This is a genomic window from Streptomyces sp. NPDC001927, from assembly GCF_053594455.1.
Genome location: NZ_JBSFEN010000010.1, coordinates 80090 through 100191 on the forward strand (window position 1 = coordinate 80090; position 20102 = coordinate 100191).

At 71.8% G+C, this 20102-nt stretch carries 19 protein-coding genes; 6 read left to right on the top strand and 13 right to left on the bottom strand.

Translation table 11 applies throughout. The features are described 5' to 3' along the window. Positions 1–12 precede the first annotated feature (12 nt). Both ACWCO8_RS26280 and ACWCO8_RS26285 read right to left on the bottom strand, forming a co-directional pair. Positions 13–1068, bottom strand: a complete 1056-nt coding sequence (locus ACWCO8_RS26280) for a Zn-dependent alcohol dehydrogenase (protein ID WP_451034328.1) — start codon at positions 1066–1068, stop codon at positions 13–15. A 216-nt stretch (positions 1069–1284) separates the two neighbouring features. Further along, positions 1285–2199 carry an SDR family oxidoreductase gene (locus ACWCO8_RS26285; RefSeq protein ID WP_362007126.1) on the bottom strand — a complete coding sequence of 305 codons (915 nt, stop codon included), beginning with the start codon at positions 2197–2199 and terminating at the stop codon, positions 1285–1287. Between the two features lie 102 nt (positions 2200–2301). On the opposite strand from ACWCO8_RS26285, the gene ACWCO8_RS26290 reads away from it, so the two are divergent. Beyond that, on the top strand, positions 2302–3264 hold the full coding sequence (locus tag ACWCO8_RS26290) for a cyclase family protein (RefSeq protein ID WP_451034329.1): 963 nt from the start codon (positions 2302–2304) through the stop codon (positions 3262–3264). Positions 3265–3450: 186 nt separating this feature from the next. On the opposite strand, the gene ACWCO8_RS26295 is transcribed toward ACWCO8_RS26290, so the two are convergent. The 4 genes from ACWCO8_RS26295 to ACWCO8_RS26310 form a co-directional block, all read right to left on the bottom strand. Continuing rightward, on the bottom strand, positions 3451–3963 hold the full coding sequence (locus tag ACWCO8_RS26295) for an ATP-binding protein (protein ID WP_451034330.1): 513 nt from the start codon (positions 3961–3963) through the stop codon (positions 3451–3453). Between the two features lie 410 nt (positions 3964–4373). Beyond that, complete coding sequence (locus ACWCO8_RS26300) at positions 4374–5240, bottom strand: acyl-CoA dehydrogenase family protein (protein WP_451034567.1); 867 nt, start codon at positions 5238–5240, stop codon at positions 4374–4376. Positions 5241–5248: 8 nt separating this feature from the next. Next, positions 5249–6382, bottom strand: a complete 1134-nt coding sequence (locus ACWCO8_RS26305; RefSeq protein WP_451034331.1) for an acyl-CoA dehydrogenase — start codon at positions 6380–6382, stop codon at positions 5249–5251. After that, a complete protein-coding gene (locus ACWCO8_RS26310; protein WP_451034332.1) occupies positions 6382–7584 on the bottom strand; it encodes an amidohydrolase family protein in 1203 nt (400 codons plus the stop codon). The genes ACWCO8_RS26305 and ACWCO8_RS26310 overlap by 1 nt, the downstream gene beginning before the upstream one ends. A gap of 180 nt (positions 7585–7764) precedes the next feature. Between ACWCO8_RS26310 and ACWCO8_RS26315 the strand changes: the two genes are divergently transcribed. Further along, entirely contained in the window at positions 7765–9312 is a 1548-nt protein-coding gene (locus ACWCO8_RS26315; RefSeq protein ID WP_451034333.1) for a class I adenylate-forming enzyme family protein, read from the top strand. On the opposite strand, the gene ACWCO8_RS26320 is transcribed toward ACWCO8_RS26315, so the two are convergent. Next, positions 9299–9811, bottom strand: coding sequence for an EF-hand domain-containing protein (locus ACWCO8_RS26320; RefSeq protein WP_362007143.1), 513 nt, complete (start codon positions 9809–9811; stop codon positions 9299–9301). The genes ACWCO8_RS26315 and ACWCO8_RS26320 overlap by 14 nt on opposite strands. Before the next feature lie 56 nt (positions 9812–9867). Next, positions 9868–10242, bottom strand: a complete 375-nt coding sequence (locus tag ACWCO8_RS26325; protein ID WP_362007146.1) for an STAS domain-containing protein — start codon at positions 10240–10242, stop codon at positions 9868–9870. 218 nt (positions 10243–10460) lie between these two features. On the opposite strand from ACWCO8_RS26325, the gene ACWCO8_RS26330 reads away from it, so the two are divergent. Then, positions 10461–11042, top strand: coding sequence for a sigma-70 family RNA polymerase sigma factor (locus ACWCO8_RS26330; protein ID WP_362007147.1), 582 nt, complete (start codon positions 10461–10463; stop codon positions 11040–11042). Continuing rightward, positions 11039–12331 carry a maleylpyruvate isomerase N-terminal domain-containing protein gene (locus tag ACWCO8_RS26335; protein WP_451034334.1) on the top strand — a complete coding sequence of 431 codons (1293 nt, stop codon included), beginning with the start codon at positions 11039–11041 and terminating at the stop codon, positions 12329–12331. The genes ACWCO8_RS26330 and ACWCO8_RS26335 overlap by 4 nt, the downstream gene beginning before the upstream one ends. Before the next feature lie 14 nt (positions 12332–12345). On the opposite strand, the gene purU is transcribed toward ACWCO8_RS26335, so the two are convergent. Both purU and ACWCO8_RS26345 read right to left on the bottom strand, forming a co-directional pair. After that, entirely contained in the window at positions 12346–13197 is an 852-nt protein-coding gene (gene purU, locus ACWCO8_RS26340) for a formyltetrahydrofolate deformylase (protein WP_362007151.1), read from the bottom strand. A gap of 84 nt (positions 13198–13281) precedes the next feature. Next, the gene (locus ACWCO8_RS26345; RefSeq protein WP_362007863.1) at positions 13282–13734 is read right to left on the bottom strand and encodes an SCO4402 family protein; all 453 of its coding nucleotides are present in this window, start codon (positions 13732–13734) and stop codon (positions 13282–13284) included. A 282-nt stretch (positions 13735–14016) separates the two neighbouring features. Between ACWCO8_RS26345 and ACWCO8_RS26350 the strand changes: the two genes are divergently transcribed. Beyond that, on the top strand, positions 14017–15315 hold the full coding sequence (locus ACWCO8_RS26350; protein ID WP_451034335.1) for an ABC transporter substrate-binding protein: 1299 nt from the start codon (positions 14017–14019) through the stop codon (positions 15313–15315). 32 nt (positions 15316–15347) lie between these two features. Here the strand turns inward: ACWCO8_RS26350 and ACWCO8_RS26355 are convergent, their stop codons facing one another. Both ACWCO8_RS26355 and ACWCO8_RS26360 read right to left on the bottom strand, forming a co-directional pair. Further along, positions 15348–16850, bottom strand: a complete 1503-nt coding sequence (locus ACWCO8_RS26355) for a hypothetical protein (protein WP_451034336.1) — start codon at positions 16848–16850, stop codon at positions 15348–15350. Between the two features lie 165 nt (positions 16851–17015). Further along, positions 17016–17687: a DUF4097 family beta strand repeat-containing protein gene (locus tag ACWCO8_RS26360; protein WP_451034337.1), complete on the bottom strand. Its 672-nt coding sequence runs from the start codon at positions 17685–17687 to the stop codon at positions 17016–17018. A 259-nt stretch (positions 17688–17946) separates the two neighbouring features. Here ACWCO8_RS26360 and ACWCO8_RS26365 point away from each other — a divergent pair, with 259 nt between their 5' ends. Next, positions 17947–18669 carry a helix-turn-helix domain-containing protein gene (locus tag ACWCO8_RS26365; protein WP_451034338.1) on the top strand — a complete coding sequence of 241 codons (723 nt, stop codon included), beginning with the start codon at positions 17947–17949 and terminating at the stop codon, positions 18667–18669. Positions 18670–18702: 33 nt separating this feature from the next. Here ACWCO8_RS26365 and ACWCO8_RS26370 read toward each other — a convergent pair whose 3' ends face one another. Next, positions 18703–20085 (bottom strand): transcriptional regulator, encoded by a 1383-nt coding sequence (locus ACWCO8_RS26370; RefSeq protein WP_362007164.1) that lies wholly within the window; start codon positions 20083–20085, stop codon positions 18703–18705. Positions 20086–20102: the final 17 nt, after the last annotated feature.

Consider the following 20102-nt stretch of genomic DNA (forward strand, 5'->3'; position numbering starts at 1 on the left):
GACCTCGCCGCCTTAGAAGGTCAGCACCCCCCGGGCGACCTTGCCCTGCTCGGCGTCCTCCGCGGCCCGCGCGAACTCCTCCACGGGGTACGTGGCGGTGACGAGTTCGTCGAGGAGGAGGCGGCCCTCGCGGTAGAGATCGGCGTAGAGCGCGATGTCCTTCTGCGGGCGGGAGGAGCCGTAGCGGCAGCCGAGGATGGACTTGTCGAGGAACATCGCGGCGGGCGGGAAGCTCGCCTCGGCGGTGGGCGCGGTCATGCCGAGGAGGATCGCCTGGCCGTGCCGGTCGAGGAGGTCGATCGCCTGCCGGACGAGGCCGACGTGGCCGACGCACTCGAAGACGTGGTCGGCGCCGGTGGGGAGGATGTCCCGTACGCCGTCGGCCGAGGTGAGGAAGTGGGTGGCGCCGAAGCGGAGGGCGGTCTCCTCCTTGGCGGGGTTGGTGTCGACGGCCACGATCGTGAGCGCGCCGGCTATCCGGGCGCCCTGCAGGACGTTGAGCCCGATGCCGCCGGTGCCGATGACGACGACGGTCTCGCCGCGGTCGGCCTTGGCGCGGTTGAGGACGGCGCCGACGCCGGTGAGGACACCGCAGCCCATGAGGGCGGCGGAGGTGAGCGGGATGTCCTTGGGGATCTTCACGGCCTGGACGGCCTTGACGACGGTCCGTTCGGCGAAGGAGGAGTTGGAGGCGAACTGGTAGAGCGGCTGGCCGGTGCCGCTGCGGGAGAAGGGCTGCTTGGGCATCCCGATGGCCTTGCGGCACATGGTGGGCCGGCCGCGGTCGCAGTCGGCGCAGGCGCCGCAGTTGGCGAGCGTGGAGAGCGCGACGTGGTCGCCTTCGGCGACATGGGTGACGCCGGGGCCGACGGCCTCGACGACTCCGGCGCCTTCGTGTCCGAGGACGACGGGGGCGGGGAAGGGGATGGTGCCGTCGATGACGGCGAGATCGCTGTGGCAGAGGCCGGCGGCGGCGACGCGCACGAGCACGTCCCCGGGACCGGGCTCCCGAACCTCCAGGTCGTGCACGACCTGAACCTGCTTGCCGTCGTAGACGACACCTCTCATGACCGTGCTCCTCCCATGTCCGTGGGACGGGGGACCTCCCCCTCCCCCTTCGCCCGTTGTGGGCAGTCGTTCCGCTCAACGTGGACGTACCTCGTGGTGCGGGGGCCGCCGGAGCGCACGCGCCCGCAGGTGCGCCGTCCCGTGTGCCCACCCGTCCCGCCCTGCGGGACGATTGCCCACACGGGGGTGGGGCGGAGTGACCGCCCCCGCGCACCCCTACCCGTTGGGCCTGGCGCCCTCCGCTGCCGCCCTCGCCATCTCCTCCAGGCGGGCCAGCATCGGCATCGGGTCCACGCCCACCGTCCCCGGGAGGAAGTCCGCGATGCGTTCCGGGGTCCAGGCGCCGGACTCCGCGTAGCCGGCGCGCAGTTCCCGCGGCTGGGCCCAGACCGCGATCTTCGGGCCGGCGATCGTGTAGACCTGGCCGGTGATCCGTTCCTCGCGGGCTCGGTCCGAGAGCAGGTAGACGACCAGCGCCGCCACGTCCTCCGGTTCGCCGATCTCCTTCAGCTCCATCGGGACGTTCGCCGACATCCGCGTCCGCGCCACCGGCGCCACCGCGTTCGCCGTGACCCCGTACTTGTGCAGGCCGAGCGCAGCGCTCCGCACCAGCGAGATGATCCCGCCCTTCGCCGCCGAGTAGTTCGCCTGCGCGACGGACCCCTGGTGGTTGCCGCTCGTGAAGCCGATCAGCGTTCCGGCGCCCTGCTTGCGCATCACCGCCGACGCCGCCCGGAAGACCGTGAACGTCCCCTTCAGGTGCGTCGCGACGACCGGGTCCCACTCCTCCTCGGACATGTTGAAGAGCATCCGCTCGCGCAGGATCCCCGCCACGCACACGACCCCGTCGATCCGCCCGTACTCCGCGAGCGCGACATCGACGATCCGCTGCCCGCCCGCCATCGTCGAGATGTCGTCGGCGACCGCGACCGCCGAGCCGCCCGCCGCCTCGATCTCCTTCACCACCCCCAGCGCGACCTCCGACGTGGGCTCTCCGCCCTCGATGGAGACCCCGTAGTCGTTGACGACGACCTTCGCGCCCTCCGCCGCGCACGCGAGGGCCACCGCGCGGCCGATCCCGCGCCCCGCGCCCGTCACCGCCACGACCTTGCCTGCCAAGAAGTTCCCCACGCCCGGCCCCTTCCCGCAATTTCTGACGGTCCGTTAGATTCGTTCGTCAGCTGGATTCTACGACCCGTCAGATACCGGAGAACAAGACCCGCGGAGGCCCCGATGTCAGATCCCGCGTCCCAACCTTCCGTACCTCCGTCCCAACTCCCCGTCGAATTCCATGACATCGCCAAGCGCGTCAACAACTGGGGCCGCTGGGGCCAGGACGACGAGATCGGGACGCTCAACCTCATCACCGACGACGTCGTACGGGACGCCGTCGCCACCGTCCGCTCCGGTCACCGCGTCCCTCTCGCCCTCGACCTCAAGCAGGACGGCGTGCAGACCGGCATGATCCCCGGCCGGGTCAACCCGCTCCATGTCATGGTCCAGATCAACCAGGAGCTCTTCGGCCCCGGCACGGTCGCCACCAGCGACGATGCCGTGACCTTCGGCCTTCAGGCCGCCACCCACTGGGACGCCCTCACCCACGTCTCGCACTCCGGCAAGATCTACAACGGCCGCCCCGCCGCCACGATCACCCCGCACGGCCGCTCCGAGTACAGCGGCATCCACACCGCCCGCCACATCGTCAGCCGCGGCGTCCTCCTCGACGTCGCCGCCGCCAAGGGCCTCGACCGGTTGCCCGGCGACCACGCCGTCACCCCCGAAGACCTCGACGAGGCCGCCGAATTCGGCCGGGTCACCGTCCGGGCCGGCGACATCGTCCTCGTACGGACCGGGCAGATCCAGCAGTACCTCGCCGGGGACAAGCACGGTTACGCGTTCCCGTCCCCGGGCCTCTCCGTCCGTACACCCGAGTGGTTCCACGCCCACGACGTCGCCGCCGTCGCCAACGACACGCTGACCTTCGAGATCTTCCCGCCCGAGATCGAGAACCTCTGGCTGCCCGTGCACGCCCTCGACCTGGTCGAGATGGGGATGCTCCAGGGGCAGAACTGGAATCTGGAAAGTCTGTCCACAGCCTGTGCACAGCGCGAGCAGTACGCGTTCCTGCTCTCCGCGATGCCCGAGCCCTTCGTGGGCGGTACGGGCACACCGGTCGCACCGGTCGCCGTGCTGTGAGCCGGTGAGCCTGTGCTGGTGAGCCTGTGAGCTACGGGTGGCGGCGCACTCGCGCGCGCCCCGAGCACGGCACGACCCGCCGCCACCCGGCTACGACCCGCACTCGTCGAGGGCCGCACCGGCCCGCCCTCGTCGTCCCCTCGCAACGAATCGCTCACCCCAGAGTGAACAAACCGCCACGAACCGTCAACAGCGCACCGAGGCGGCAGCCGGTCCCGCCGAGCCGGCCACCGAGCCCGCCGCCGACGCCACCGAACCCACCGTCGAGCCGCCCGCCGGCGTCGGAGGCTTCATCGGCACACCCCGGTCCACCTCGCACCAGATGCTCTTGCCGGCGCCCTCGCGCTGCCAACCCCACCGGTCGGCCAGGCCGTCCACCAGCTCCAGGCCGCGCCCGTTGGTGTCCTCGCCGTGCGCGTGCCGGGGCTGCGGCGGCCGGTCGCTCGAGTCGGCGACCTCCACCCGTACCGTCCCGGCCTCCGGACAGCCCGCGCCGAACAGCATCCGCAGCACGGCCGGACAGCCGGTGTGCACCACGGCGTTGGTCACGAGTTCGGAGATGAGCAGCACCAGCGTCTCGGCCAGCGGCTCGTCATCCTCTATGCCCGACCCGGCGAGCCTCGAGCGCGCCCATCGCCGGGCTCGCCCCACCTCCGCCGGGTCCGGCCCGACCTCCAACTGAACCTGAAGCACCTGCACCGCTCACACCATCCGAACCGGCGGACACATCGCCTCGCGCCTCACAGCCATCAGCCTCCGCGACGTACTCACGGAACGTGATTCCCTTGTGAGACAGCATGGTTGACGTACAGTCACCGCAACAAGCGCTTCGGGCATATTCCAGCGCGAAGGAGTACGCATGGCCCATACTGTGCGACGCACGCTGCGGGGAGTCGAACAGGAGGTCGTCCAGCGCCTCCACGGGGTACGAGCGGTGGGCATCGCCCGATCCGGGGTCACCTCTTCGGCGACACCGGGACGATCCGGGCTCACAACCACTCGCATCCCACGGAGAGTACCGGAGCGGAACCCCGACTCCGGGCCGTGACGGCCCGCCCGAAGGACACAACCCGATATCGACGCTCCGTGAGCGCCCGCGCACCGGGCGGCTACAGCGCGGCCGCCTCCGCCTCCTCGGCCGCGGCCTTCGAAAGGCCCCGCTCGGCCCGCACCCAGGCCCGCTTGAGGTGGAGATGCACGTCCGCCTCCCACGTGAACCCCATGCCGCCGTGCACCTGCAGGCAGTCCCGCGCGCACGCCACCGCCGCCTCGTCCGCGAGCAGCTTCGCCCCGGCGATCTCGACGGGGTCGCCCGTCACCGCGGCCCCGTACACCGCCGCCCGCGCCACCTCCGTCCGTACGAGCATCTCCGCGCAGAGGTGCTTGACGGCCTGGAACGACCCGATCGGCCGCCCGAACTGCTCCCGCGTACGCGCGTACGAGACCGCCATCTCGGTGGTACGCCCCGCACTACCGAGCTGCTCGGCGGCGGTGAGCAGCACTCCGGTCGCGGACAACCGCCCCTCCGCCCCGCCCCCCGGCAACCGATGCAACGGCGTCAGCGGATCCACCGACCGCACGGGTGCGGCTCCCTGTACGTCCCCGACGACCATGTCCGCCGCGTCCAGCCACTCCACCAACCCCCCGTCGACCGCGGCGACCACCGCCTCCCCCTCCGCGGCGCCCTCCACCTCCCCCGCGGCCATGTGCGTCGCGATCAACGGCCCCGGCAACAACACCCGCCCCGCTTCCTCGAAGACGAGCACCGCCTCCGGAAGGCCGAGCCCCACACCCCCCGCCCCCTCCGGCAGCCTCAGCGCGAAGAACCCCGCCGCGCCCAGCTCCCGCCACAGCCCCCGGTCGAGGGCCTGGGAATCGACGGCGGCCCGCAGCGCCTCCCGCCCGAACCGGCCCTCCAGCAGCTCCCGTACCCCTGCCCGCAGCGCCCGCTGGTCGTCCGTCAGCCGAAAGTCCACGGCCGTGCTCACCGCCCCTTCGGCAGGCCGAGTATCCGCTCGGCGACGATGTTCCGCTGGATCTGACTGGTCCCGGCCGCGATCGTGTACGAGAGCGAGGACAGCCGGTCGAGGTTCCACTCCCGCCCCAGGTCGAGCGCGTCCGGGCCGAGGACCTCCGCCGCCGCGTCGTACAGCTCCTGACGGGCGTGCGAGTACCGCAGCTTGAAGACCGAGCCCCCGATGCCGGGCACACCCCCCACCGCCTGCGCCTCGCTGACGTTCCATTGGGTCAGCCGCCACAGCGCGCGGAACTCGGCGCTCAGCCGTCCCAGCCGGCGGCGCACCACCGGGTCGTCCCAGGTGCCGTTCTTCCGCGCCGCGCCCGCGAGTTCGGCCAGGACGCGCCGGCAGGCGACCACCTCGCCGACGAACGCCGTACCGCGCTCGAACGACAGGGTCACCATCGTCACGCGCCAGCCGTCGTTCTCCTCCCCGACCCGGTTGGCGACCGGCACCCTGACCTCGTCGAGGAACATCTCCGCGAACTCCGTCGACCCGGCGAGCGTCCGCAGCGGGCGGACCGTGATCCCGGGCGCGTCCATCGGCATCGCGAGCCAGGTGATGCCCCGGTGCTTCGGCCCCGACGCGTCCGTGCGGACGAGCAGCTCGCACCAGTCGGCGACCTCCGCGTGCGAGGTCCAGATCTTCGAGCCGGAGACGACGTACGCGTCCCCGTCCCGTACCGCCCGGGTCCGCAGCCCCGCCAGGTCCGAACCGGCGTCCGGCTCGCTGAAGCCCTGGCACCACACCTCGTCGCCGCGCAGCACGGGCGGCAGCCAGCGCTCCCGCTGCTCGGCCGTGCCCTCGGCGGCGATCGTCGGCCCGGCGTGCAGCAGCCCGACGAAGTTCGCGCCCACGTAGGGGGCGCCCGCGCGCTCGGTCTCCTCCAGGAAGATCAGCCGCTGGGTCGGGGAGGCGTCCCAGTGCACGTCCGCGTACCCCGCGTCGTGCAATCGGCGCTGCCAGCCGCAGTCGTACGCCCGCCGGCCCGGCCAGTCCAGCGGGTCGGGCTTGGGCGGCAGCGTCGGCAGGACGGCCGCGAGCCACTCCCGCAGCCGCGCCCGGAACTCCTCCTCGCCCGGACCGTCGTCAAGGTCCATCAGACGGTTCCCCGGTCGAAGTCGAGGTCGAGCATGCGGATGGCGTTGCCGCGCATCAGCTTGTAGATCGTCTCGTCGTCGAGTCCCTGGACGTGGTCGAGCGCGACCTCCTTGGTGTGCGGGAAGGTCGAGTCGACGTGCGGGTAGTCGGTCTCGAAGGTGGCGTTGTCCCGGCCCACCACGTCCAGCGAGGCGATGCCGTGCTTGTCGCGGAAGAAGCAGCAGAACATCTGCCGGTAGTAGTACGTCGACGGCGGCTCGGGGATCAGGTCCCGCACGCCGCCCCAGGCCCGGTGCTCCTCCCACACGTCGTCGGCGCGCTCCAGGGCGTACGGGATCCAGCCCATCTGGCCCTCGCTGTACGCCAGCTTCAGCCTCGGGAACTTCACGAGCACCCCGCTGAAGAGGAAGTCCATCATCGAGGCCATCGCGTTGTTGAAGCTGAGCGAGGCCTGGACGGCGGGCGGGGCGTCGGGGGACGCGGCGGGCATCTGGCTGCTGGAGCCGATGTGCATGTTGACGACCGTGCCGGTCTCCTGGCAGACCGCGAAGAAGGGGTCCCAGTAGCCGGAGTGGATGGAGGGGAGCCCCAGATAGGTGGGGATCTCCGAGAAGGTCACGGCCTTCACTCCGCGCGCCGCGTTCCGCCGGATCTCCTCGACGGCGAGGTCGATGTCCCAGAGCGGGATGATGCAGAGCGGGATGAGCCGGCCGCCGCTGTCGCCGCACCACTCCTCGACCATCCAGTCGTTGTAGGCGCGGACGCAGGCGAGGGCGACCTCCTTGTCCTTGGCCTCGGCGAAGGTCTGGCCGCAGAAGCGGGGGAAGGTGGGGAAGCAGAGGCTCGCCTCGACATGGTTGAGGTCCATGTCCTTGAGCCGCGCGACCGGGTCCCAGCAGCCGCGCCGCATCTCCTCGCGGGTGATGCCCTCCAGGGTCATGTCGTCCCGGTCGAAGCCGACGGCGGCGATGTTGCGCTTGTACGGGAACTTGAGGTCCTCGTAGATCCACCAGTCGGTCGGTGGGCCGTCCGGGTCCATGGTGATCTGGTACTTCCCGCCGACGTACGCAAGCTCGCCGATCCCGGCGGTCAGCGGCTGGGGTCCCCGGTCGCGGTACTTGGCCGGCAGCCAGGTCTTGAAGAGGTGGGCCGGTTCGATCACGTGGTCGTCGACGCTGATGATCCGTGGAAGTTCCGCCATGAGAGTCTCCCGTTGCCGCTGGCGTTCCCGATTTCTGATGACCCGTCAGATAGCGATCGGGCTCAGGTTAGCCCCAGCCCCCTGGACCGACAAGCGGCGGACCTCTACGCTCTCGAGTCAATCTGACTACCCGTCAGTTGCGGGCGCAGATGGACGCCGATGGACGCGGAGGGGACCGTCATGACCGACACCGCACACACCCTGGGCACCTCCCGCACCCTCTGGGAGCTGGTCGAGCGCCGCGCCGCCCTCACCCCCGGCCGGCCCGTCCTGCTCCAGGAGGACAGGACCCTCACCTTCGGCGAACTCCGCGACCGCGCCGAGCGGTGCGCCGCCGGGCTTTACGGGATGGGGGTGCGGCCCGGCACGGTCGTGGCCTGGCAGCTGCCGACCCGGATCGAGACCGCGGTCCTCTCCTTCGCGCTCGCCCGCATCGGCGCGGTGCAGTCCCCGGTCATCCCGTTCTACCGGGACCGCGAGGTGGGCTTCGCGCTGCGCGAGTCGAAGGCCGAGTTCTTCGCCGTACCGGGCGTGTGGCGCGGCTTCGACCACACGGAGATGGCACACCGGCTGGGCGCGCGCGGGATCTTCGAGGCGTACGCCCCGGAGTCCCTGCCGGACGGGGACCCGGCGGTCCTCCCCCCACCCCCCTCCAACGGCACGGACGTCCGATGGATCTACTGGACGTCGGGCACGACCTCCGACCCCAAGGGCGTCCTGCACACCGACCGCTCCCTCGTCGCGGGCGGCTCGTGCCTCGCGCACGCGCTGCACCTGACCGAGGACGACATCGGCTCGATGGCCTTCCCGTACGCCCACATCGCCGGGCCCGACTACACGGTGATGCTCCTGCTGTACGGATTCCCCGCCGTGATGTTCGAACAGTTCGCACTGCCCGACGCGCTGGCGGAGTACCGCAGGCACGGCGTGACCGTGGCCGGCGGGTCGACGGCCTTCTACTCGATGTTCCTCGCCGAGCAGCGCAAGCTGCCGCCGGGCGAGAAGCTGATACCGAGCCTGCGGCTGCTCGCGGGCGGCGGGGCGCCGAAGCCGCCGGAGGTCTACCACGCGGTGGTCCGCGAGATGGGCTGCCAGCTCACGCACGGGTACGGCATGACCGAGGTCCCGATGATCACGATGGGGTCGCCGGACGACACGGTGGAGAACCTGGCGACGACGGAGGGGCGGCCGCCGGAGGGCATGGAGATCCGCATCGCGGACGACGGCTCCGGGAACGGCTCCGGGGAGGTCCGACTGCGCGGTGAGGCCGTCTGCCAGGGCTATCTGGACCCGGCGCAGACCGCGGCCGCCTTCGACGAGGACGGCTTCCTGATCACCGGCGACGTCGGCCACGTCACCGCGAGCGGGCATCTGGTCCTGACCGGGCGGATCAAGGACATCATCATCCGCAAGGGCGAGAACATCTCGGCGAAGGAGATCGAGGACCTCCTGCACGAGCACCCGGGCGTCGGCGACGCGGCCGTCATCGGCCTCCCCGACCCCGACCGCGGCGAACGCGTCTGCGCGGTGATCGAGCAGCCACCGGGCGCGGCCCCGCTGACGCTCGCGGCGGTCACGGAGTTCCTGCGCGCGCAGGGCCTCTCGGTCCACAAGCTGCCGGAACAGCTGGAGGTCGTGGAGGCCCTGCCCCGCAACGAGACGCTGCGAAAGGTCCTGAAGTACAAGCTCAGGGAGCGCTACGGCTCCGGGACGCCTACTCCGTCATGAAGTAGTGCGCGAAGGCACCGACCGCCGCCTGCTCGTCGACGGACCCGGAGGCGACGGTCGGGAGCGTACGGGCGCTCAGCGCGGCCGCAACCGGCGGGATGCCGAGCGCGAGCAGCGCCCGCTCCACATCGGCGGGGGTCATGGCGATGGCGAGGACGGCGTGCAGGAACGGCCGGGCGATCTCGGCGAACCGCTCGGGGTGGTCGTGCAGCCGCTTCACGGCGCCGCCGAGGAACTCCTCGCGGCTGACCTTCTGGTCTCCGTCGACGTCCGCGATCCCCGCCATGCCCTGCCAGAACGCCTCGGCACCGTCACACAGCGCCTGGCCGCGGTCGGACCGGAAGGAGACGTCGAACTCCGTGAGGAGGCGCTTCGCCGCCGTGCTGAAGTCCTCGCGCGAGATCGTCCCGTCGCCGTCCTGGTCGAAGGCGGCGAATCGACGGGCGATCCGGTGCTCGAAGAGCTGTCCGGGATCCTGCTCGGTTTCCATGGGCTCCATGCCACGGAGGGTACGACGATCCGGGCCGTCGTGCCGAGAGCGGCGGGGGTCCCGGGTCACGCCGAGAGGGGTTGGGCCTCGTCGTCGACGGCTGCTGTCGCGTCGCCGTAGACGTCGAAGAGGCGGCGGACGCCGAGGGCGGCGAGGACGCGGTTGACGTGGGAGGCGTCCTCCGAGCCGCGGGCGGGGAGGACCACCCGGAGGCGGCCTCGGCAGGAGCGCATCAGGCGGCGGGAGGCGATCAGTACGCCGACCCCGCTGGAGTCGCAGAAAAGCACCCCTGAGAGGTCGAGCACGACATCGTGCCGGCCGCCCGCGACGGCGTCGTGGACCCGTCTCCTGACCAGGGGCGAGGTCAGCAGATCCAGCTCCCCCTGGATCCGCAGCACGGTCCAGGGGCCCAGCTCTTCAACGTCGACGTGGAGGTTCACGCGTCGCGCCCTTCGGGAGGAAGCGGTGGTTTCAAGCGGAGGCGGTCGTTCCCATCCCCTCCCGCTGCCCGGGGATCGGGGCTCGAAACCCCCTGGATCGGGAACGACGTGTTCCTTACCATCCGGTACGCCCCTGGGGGCGTACTTGTCACAAAGGGGCGTGCACCGCCGGGCGGCCCATTACTTTGGAAGGCGAACTCGGGTCGGGAGGTCGACGCATGGCGAAGGACACACCACCGCGCTGGGACCGCAGGATGCAGCAGCGGCTGGCGCGCGGTGAGGCCGCCGCGCTCGGCGAGCTCTACGACCGGTTCGCCTCCCTGGTCCACAGCCTCGCCCACCGGGTCCTCGACGACGACGGCGCGGCCGACCAGGTCACCCGCGAGGTCTTCGGCTACATCTGGGAGAACCCCGACGCCTACGACCCCAAGCAGGGCAACATGCGTTCCTGGGTCGCCAAGCTGACCCAGCGTCAGGCCGTGCACCGGCTGAGGCAGACCGAGGCGACGGCGTACGCCGAGACCGGCGAGGGCTCCGCGGAAGAGCTGGAGCAGAAGGTGCGCCAGGCCTCGGTCGCCGCCCGCGCCGACTACATCGTGACCTCCATGCCGGCGCCGCTGCGCGCCGCGCTGGAACTGGCCTACTTCCAGCGCCGCGACTACCGCCAGACCGCCGCCGACCTCGGCGTCACCGAGGACGAGGCGCGGCGCCGGCTGCGGCTCGGGCTTCAGCTGCTGTCGACGGCGAACACCCGCCCGCTGGAGGGCTCCTCGCCTCCCGGGTACGGACGCTCCCTGTGAACGGCCCCGACGACACGCCCGACGAGGTGGCGCGCGCTCCCCGGATACCGGGACCGCGCGCGGCCGCCGACGACCATGCCGACCTGACGGCGGAGCCGGCGGCGCGTCCGGCGGGAGGACTGACTTCCAGCCCCGTAGAGACGCACGACGAGCCTGTTCTCGCCGCCGCCCCTCCCCCGCCTCCTCCGCCGCCCCCGCACAGTGTCCTGAAATCGCTCCTCGGCGCCTGGGCCCTCTCCGCCTGTTCGGCCGAGGAGACCCAGGCCGTCGAGGATCACCTGACCGAGTGCGCCCCGTGCGCGGACGAGGCGCTGCGGCTGCGGGACGCGGTCGGGCTGCTGCACTCCGAGCGCGACCTGGACCTCGACCCGCTGCTTCGGTCCCGAGTCCTGGAGAACTGTCTGGGCCGCCGCCCGGCCCGTATCCCGGTGCCGGCCTGGGCGACTCCGTACGACGCGGAGACGGCCCGGCTCGACGCGCTGCTGCGGGACATCGGCGAGTCGGAGTGGCACGCGCCGGTCCGGCTGAAGTGGTTCGAGGGCGAGCGCCCGGTCACCCGCAAGACGACGGTCGCCGGGGTCATCGGTCATCTGCTGACGGTGGACGGACTGGTGTCCACCGCGCTCGGCCTGGACGACCCGCTGGGCGCGAAGACCACGGCGGTCACGCCTTCGGAGCGGACGGACGAGTACTGGCGGGGCTCGTACCACCCGCCGACGCGCGATGTGCGCGAGCCGTGGCGGGAGCAGAGCCACACCCTGATCCGCACGGTCTCGTTCGCCGGGCGGGGTGTGGCCGACCTGACGGTGACGTACGGGGACTTCGCGCTGCCCATGCGGGACTCGCTCCTGGAACGGGCCTTCGAGTGCTGGGTGCACGCGGACGACATCGCGAACGCGGTGGCGTACCCGTACGAGCCGCCGAGCGGCACGCACCTGCACGGCATGATCGACCTGGCGGCCCGGCTGCTCCCGGCGGCCCTGGCCGACCGGCGCCGCGCGGGCCTGGCGTCCCCGTCGCGTCATCTGGTCGCGGCGGGCGCCCCCGGCCGCTCGCTCCACCTGGAGGTCGAGGGCTCGGGCGGCGGCCACTGGTACATCGCCCTGGACTCCCCGGCGGCCGTCGGCTCCCCGGACCACGCGGTGGCCCAGGTGGCGATGGACGGCGTCGAGTTCTGCCAGCTCGTGGCGGGCCACATCCCGCCGGAGGAGGCCGCGGCCGGCCAGGACGGCGACCGCGAGGCCATCCGCGACGTCCTCTTCGCGGCGGCCTCGCTCAGCAGGCTGTAGAGGTTCGAGGACCCTTACGCGAAGACCACCGTGCGGCGGCCGTTGAGCAGGATGCGGCGCTCCGCGTGCCACTTCACCGCGCGGGCCAGCGCCTGGCACTCGACGTCGCGGCCGACGGCGACCAGCTGGTCCGGGGTGACCTCGTGGCCGACACGCTCGACCTCCTGCTCGATGATCGGGCCCTCGTCGAGGTCGGCCGTCACGTAGTGGGCCGTCGCGCCGATCAGCTTCACGCCGCGCGCGTGCGCCTGGTGGTAGGGCTTGGCGCCCTTGAAGCTCGGCAGGAAGGAGTGGTGGATGTTGATGATCCGGCCCGACAGCTGCTTGCACAGGTCGTCGGAGAGCACCTGCATGTAGCGGGCGAGTACGACCAGCTCGACGTTCTCCTCGCGGACGAGGGCGAGCAGTTCGGCCTCCGCCTCCGGCTTGTTGTCCTTCGTGACCGGAATGTGCCGGAACGGGATGCCGTACGAGCTCACCAGCTCGGAGAAGTCCGTGTGGTTGGAGACGACCGCGACGATCTCGACCGGCAGCGCCCCGATCCGCGAGCGGAACAGGAGGTCGTTCAGGCAGTGGCCGAACTTCGACACCATCAGCACGACGCGCATCCGCTCGTCGGCCCGGTTGATGTGCCAGTCCATCGTGAACGAGTCGCCGACCGCCGCGAAGCTCGCCCGGAGCTTCTCCACGGTCACCGGCTCCTCCGCCGAGAAGTGGACGCGCATGAAGAACAGGCCCGTGTCGCGGTCCTTGAACTGCTGGCTGTCCTCGATGTTGCAGCCGGTGATGAAGAGGTAGCTCGACACGGCGTGCACGATGCCCTGTTTGTCGGGGCAGGAGAGCGTGAGGACGTACTGGTCGGTCATCCCCGTAGGGTGCCACACCGCGCACGGCGGGCACGGCCCGCGTCCGTCAGGCGGACCCGGCCATGAAACGGCGGACGGGCGCGGTCACGCCCCGACCGACCCCGTCATGATGCGGAGGACCTCGAGCGAGCGCGGGGGCGTGTCCGGGTCCTCGCCGTCCGACTGCGCCATCCGTATGTGTGCCTCGCGGGCGGCCCGTACGGCCTCCGGCCAGCCGTGGTGCTCCATGTACGCGGAGAACGGCGCGTCGGGCCCCACCTGGTGCATGATCCGCAGCACCCGCAGCACGGCGACGTCCACCAGGGCGGCCTCGCCGGAGTCGCGGAAGATCGTTCCGACGTACTTCTCGGCGGACCAGTTGTCCAGCCACGTGTCCTCGACCAGGCGGTAGACGGCGTCGGTGACGTCGCCGTACCCCTCCTGGCCGGTCAGCCAGGTGGTCTCGTGGAACGTGGGGTCGGAGAGCATGTGCAGCGCGGAGCGCACGTTGCTGCGCCAGCGCCACCACGGCAAGTCGTTGAGCGGCATGCCGCCCATGGTGGAGGAGCGACGGCCGCGACGGGAAGAGTTCACCGAACCTGAGACTGGACTGGACACCGTTCGATCGTACGTTCCCCATCAAGATCGCCCGACCAGCACCCTTCCGGCACCCCGCCGGCATCCTTCCGGCAACCCTCCCGGTAACCCGCCGGCACGCCTCCGACACGCTCCCCGCGCAGTCCCCACCAGGGCATCAACCCCGGTAATTCACCCTCACGTCACCCCTCGTTGAACTCTGCACACTTCTGCGTTACCCGTGAGGCGGAATTGTGCGTGCCCATGACCGGTAGGCGAATGACCTCACTCCTCGCATACGTCACGGCGACAGCGGCCGGTGCGTCATTGCTCACCGGCTGCGGCGTGATCCCTGGGACCACGGGGGGATCCAGGGAGCCCGTCACCGTCATGACGTGGGCACCCGACGGGACTCGCGCCACCAACCAGCCCGGCATGCCCGCGATGGCCCAGGCCTACGCGCGCTGGGTGAACGCCTCCGGCGGGATCGACGGCCACGAGCTCAAGATCCTCACCTGCAACGAGCAGAACACCTCGGCCGGCGCCGCCGCCTGCGCCCGCCGGGCCGTCAGCGAGAAGGTCGTCGCCGTCGTCGGCTCGTACAGCCAGAACGGCCGCGCCTTCATGGCGCCCCTGGAGGCGGCCGAGATCCCGTACATCGGCGGATACGGCGTCTCCGAGGACGAGTTCACCAGCCCGCTCTCCTACCCGGTGAACGGCGGCCTCGCCTCGCTCATGGCCGGTCACGGCATGCAGCTCGCCGAGGACTGCCGCAAGGTCTCCCTCGTCAGGCCCGACACCCTCGCCGGCGACAAGCTGCCCGATCTGCTCAACTCCGGGCTGCGCAAGAGCAGTCACGACGGCGCCACCGACATCCCGGCCGTCGAGGACGCCGCCGAGTACACCGCGCAGGCCAAGCGGGCCCGCGCCAAGGCCGGCGGCGAGGACGGCTGTGTCGCCGCAGTCCTCGGCGAGCGCACCCAGACCTTCTTCGACTCCTTCCGGCGCCTCCCCGCGCAGGAGCAGGACGAGAGCCAGAACGGTCAGGACGGCGAGGACGGCAAGGGCGCGGAGAGCGTACGGATCTCCTCCGTGCTCGGCAGCGTCAGCCAGCCCGTCGTCGACCGCACGGGCGGCGCGCACAGCCCCTTCGAGGGCGCGTACGTCACCGGCTGGTACCCGGAGGCGAACGACGAGCGCTGGGGGGCGATGCGCAAGGTCATCAAGGACCACGCGTTCGTCGACAACCGGGTCGACCCGACCGACGCGGGCGTCCAGACGACCTGGATCGCGTACACGGTCCTGAAGAAGGTGATCGAGTCGCTCGACACCGACTCGATCTCGGCAGCCGCCGTCGCGCACGCCCTGGACCGCGGGGTGGAGATCGACACCGGCGGCCTCACCCCGAAGCTGCGCTGGCGGTACGAGGACATGCTCGGCGCCCCCCGCTTCCCGCGGATCGTCAACCACGAGGTGACGTTCCAGGTGGTCCGCAAGGGGCAGCTCGTGGCGCAGAAGCCCGGCTTCGTCGACGTCGGCGACACCGTCCTCGGCGCTCCGTAACGGTTCGGAGCGCCGAGCCGGGCGCCCCCTCCCTACAGCTGGGTGGGGGTCCGCTTGGACAGGCCGTACTTCTCGGCGGTCGGGTTCCACAGCGCCGCCGCCTTGCGCTTGGCGATCGTGGCGTCGGAGCTCTTCTTGCCGGCCTCGACGGTGTGCGAGGTGCCCCGGGCCTTGCCGCCCTTGCAGAGCTTCTTGTTGCCCTTGACCTGGTCCGCCCAGGCGGCGTAGTGGTCGTCGGCGGACGCCGACGCCTGCCAGGCCTTGGTGAGCTCGGTGTTCAGGTCGGCGTTGCTGGGCAGCTTGTCGATGGTGAGGCCCTGCAGCCGGGTCACCAGGGCGCGCCGCTGTCCGGCGGCGTCCCGCAGGTCGGCGGCGGCCTGGTCGAGGTTCTTGCACTCCTTGATGGCCTCGACCGAGCGGATCACCGCGTCGCGGCTGTTGTTGCTGTCCGCGAGCAGCTTGTCGAGGGCCTGCGCCTGCGGCTCGGCGGGGTCGGCGGCCTGACCGCTGGGCGCGGTCGAGGGGGCGCCGGAGCTGGCGGCCACGTTCTGGCCGGGGCCCTTGTCCTTCTCGTCGTCCCCGCCGCTGAGCAGCGCGCCGGCGCCGAGGCCGACGACCGCGCAGCCGACGACGACGGCGGCGATCAGCGCGAGGGGCGACCTGCGGCGCGGCTCGGGCTCGTCGTCGTAGTCGTCCTGGTACGCGCCCTGGAAGCCGGGCGGCACGGGCGGCTGCTGCTGGAACTGCTGCTGCGGGGCCTGCTGGGCGGGCGGGCTGTACGGCGCCTGCTGGAACTGCCGCTGCGGCGGCTGCGGCATGTGCTGCGTGGAGTCGCTGCGGAAGAGGTTGTCGAACTCGGCGGGCGGCTGCCGCTCACCGGGCGTCTGCGCCGGTACGGGGGCGATGTACTGGGTCGCGTCCGAGGCCCCGGCGGGCTGCTGCGGCCGGCCGAGGGGGCCGGTGCCGAGGAACTGCGTGTCCGAACCGGCGCCCTGGGCGGGGCTCTGGGCGGCGACCGGCGGGATGTGCTGGGTCGCCTGCATGTCGGCGTGGGAGGGCGCGGCCGGAGGGTAGCCGTAGCCGGGCTGGACCGGCGGCTGGGCGGGCGCGGGGTAGCCGTAGCCACCGGGCGGCGGGGTGTCGGCGGGTATCTGTCCGTGCGCCCCGTGCATCGCACCTGGCATGGCGCCGGGCATCGGGCCCGGCATCGGCCCCGGGCCCGCGGCGGGCGGCGCGCCCTGCGGCGGGATCGGTGCGATGTACTGCGTCGCCTGCATGTCCGAGGCCCCGCCCGGCACGGCCTCCGGCGGGAGCGGCATGGCCGGGGGCAGCGGCTGCGCGGACGGCTGGGAGTGCGGGGGCTGCTGCCCCTGCGGCGCCCCGCCGGGGCCCCAGGCGCCGCCCCACGGCGTGCCGCCGGCCGGGCCTACGCCCTGGCCGGTCTCCACGCCGCCCTCCGCGGGCAGCACGACACCTTCGTGCGTGGGCCGTACCGCCGGATACTGCGGCTCCGGCCCCTGTCCGCTCTGCGTCACCGGGACTCCTACTGATGGACCTACGGAATCGTCGGCTCACGCTACCGGGTGCGTCCAGGGCCGTGCACACACGTGTGAGACCGGTAACAGACCCACAACGGGCCCGTACCGGTCTCACCGTCAACTCCCTTGCCTCAAGCCCCTGATCGCCCCCGTTCGTACGGTTCAGAGGCTGCGGGCGGTGATGTCGCCCTGGATGGTGGTCGCCTTGATGTTCAGCTCGGCGGCGGCACCGGCGGAGTTGGTGAGGGAGTTGTGAACGCGGCCCAGGGTGGTGCCGGCGTCGAGGGTGGCGGAGACCCCGCGCGCCGTGTCGACCGACAGGTCGCCGGACTGGGTGGAGAGGACGACCGCGCCCCGCGTGGCCTCGGCGATACGGATGTCGCCCTTCAGGGTGCTGATGTCGGCCGGGCCGCTCAGGCGGCCGACGGTGACGTCACCGCCGAGCGCGGTGAGGCGGACGCTCGCGGCCTCGTCGATCTTGACCGTGCCGTGCGCGCCGTCGAAGGCGACGTCCCCGAGCCGTCCGACGCCCCGGAACTCGGCGGCGGCCGCCTTGCCCTCGACGCGGGAGCCGGCGGGCACCTGGACGGTGACCTCGACGGAGCCGACGTTGCCGAGGAGTCCGTTCTTCGCGGGCGGCGTCGTGATCCGCAGGACGCCGTCGTCGTAGCTGACGGTGGTCTGCTCGGCCGTCTTCACGTCGCGGCTCTTCGAGGCGTTCGCGGGCCGGACCTCGACCGTGGCGTCGGCCCGGTCGGCGGCGATGACCTGGACGCGGCCGGCGGCGATGTCGAGAACGGCGGCGATCGGGGCGGTGGTGGCGAACTTCTGCATGGTTTTCTCCTGGTTTCTGTTTCCGTGCTCCGTGTTTCTGACAAGAGAAACGCTACGTTGTGTTCACTGATCCCGCAACAAGCTCGTTGCACTCAAACTGCATTGATGCAGGTAGACCCCCATATTTCATTGCAACGACTCAGGCGATAACGCAACGCAAAACCCCTCGCCCGTTGCATTGGGCGAGGGGTGAACGCTATGCTGACCGCGCGGAGCAGGACCGTAGGAACATCGAAGGACGATCGACAGGGAGATCGCGATGCCGGGAGGCAGACTCACCCAGCAGGAACGCCAGCAGATCGCGCTGGGCCTCGCCGACGGCCTCGCGTACGCGGAGATCGCCAGGCGCCTGGACCGTCCGACCTCGACAATCACCCGCGAGGTGATGCGCAACGGCGGCCCCACCGCCTACCGCGCCGACCTGGCCCACCGCGCCACCGAGCACCGCGCCCACCGGCGCAGGCCCGCCACCCCCAAGGGCGCGGAGGCGCCCCCGCAGCCCTACGGCCGCGACGCCGAGGCGGTGCGCGAGTACGAGGAGCAGTTCACCACCCTCCTCATGCGCCAGGGCCTGCCCAAGATGACGTCCGCGGTGCTGACCTGCCTCTTCACCACCGACTCGGGCAGCCTCACGGCGGCCGAACTCGTCCAGCGCCTCCAGGTCAGCCCCGCGTCCATCTCCAAGGCCATCACGTTCCTGGAGAGCCAGGGCCTGGTCCGCCGGGAGCGCGACGAGCGCCGCCGCGAGCGCTACTTCGCCGACGCCGACGTCTGGTACCAGTCGATGATGGCCTCCGCCCGGTCGAACATAGAGTTCGCCGAGACCGCACGGGAGGGCGTCCGCGTCCTCGGCCCCGACACCCCGGCCGCCGCCCGCCTGGAGAACATCGCCCGCTTCGTCGACTTCGTCGCCGAGAGCATCACCCGCGCCGCCGAACAGGCCCGCGACGTCCTCCACACCAGGACCGACCCGACGCCGTAGCCGGCCCGGCCCCCGTGCAGCCGGGGCCGGCCGTCACGCCGCGTGCAACGCGAGCCGCGCCCCGAACTCCCGTACCACCGGCTCCCCCGCGAACGGGTCCAGACGGTCCTTCAGGTCGTCCAGATACTCCGCGCCCCGCGAGGACCGCAGCGTCGCGAGGAGTTCGAGGGCGCGCGTGCCCGTGTGGCAGGCCTGCTCCACCTCGCGCCGCTGCACCTGCGCCGAGGCCAGCAGCACCAGGCCGATCGCCCGCCGCCTGGCCCGCGTCTCCGGGTGCCCCTCCAAGGACTCCTCGGCCGCCCGCGCCGCCGCCTCCGCCTGCCCCAGGTCCCGGTGGCAGTGGGCCAGTTCGTCGGCGAGGTACGCGTGGTCGAAGTGCGCGATCCACGACGGGTCGTCGCCCGACTCCGGCTCCGCCCGCTCAAGGGCCCGTACGGCACGCCCCGCGACCGCCTCGAAGGAGTGGGCGTCCCCGAGCAGCGCGTGCCCGCGGGCCTCCGCCGCGAAGAACATCGCCTCCGCCCGCGGCGTCACCCGCCCCCGCGCACCCTCCTGCGCCGCGCGCGCCAACTGCGCGATCTCCCGCGGGTTGCCGAGCTCGGCGGCCAGGTGACTCATCGAGGCGGCCAGCACATAGCCGCCGTACGCCCGGTCGCCCGCGGCCTGCGCGAGCCGCAGCGCCTGGATGTAGTACCGCTGGGCGAGCCCCGGCTGCCCGGTGTCCACCGCCATGTACCCGGCCAGCTCCGTGAGCCGCGCGACCGCCGCGAACAGCTGCCGGCCGACCGCCTCCCGGTACGAACCCGAAAGCAGCCCCGCCACCACGCTGTTCAGGTAGTGCACGACCACCGGCCGCACATGCCCGCTGCCGAACCGCCGGTCCAGGTCGACCAGGGCCGCCGTCATCGCCCGGACCGCCTCCACGTCCGAGACCCCGACCCGCGCCCCCGCCGACCGCGCCACGTGCGCGTCCGCGCCCGTGATCAGCCAGTCCCGGCTCGGCTCCACCAGCGCGGAGGCCGCGACCGTGGACCCGGAGAGGAAGTCCCGGCGGCCCACGTCGCTCCGCCACAACTCGCAGACCTGCTCGATCGCGCCGAGCACCGTCGGCGCGAACTGCAGCCCCACACCGGCCGCCAGGTTCTTGCCGTTCGCCATCCCGATCTCGTCGATCGTGACCGTCCGGCCGAGCTTGCGGCCCAGCGCCTCCGCGATGATCCCCGGCGCCCGCCCGCGCGGCTGCTGCCCGCGCAGCCAGCGCGCCACCGACGTCTTGTCGTACCGCAGGTCGAGACCGCGCTCGGACCCGACCATGTTCACCCTGCGGGCGAGGCCCGCGTTGGAACACGCTGCCTCCTGAATGAGCGCCTGCAGCCGTTCGTTCGGCTGACGGGCGACAAGTGGCCTGGCTGACATGACTACCCCCTGAGGCC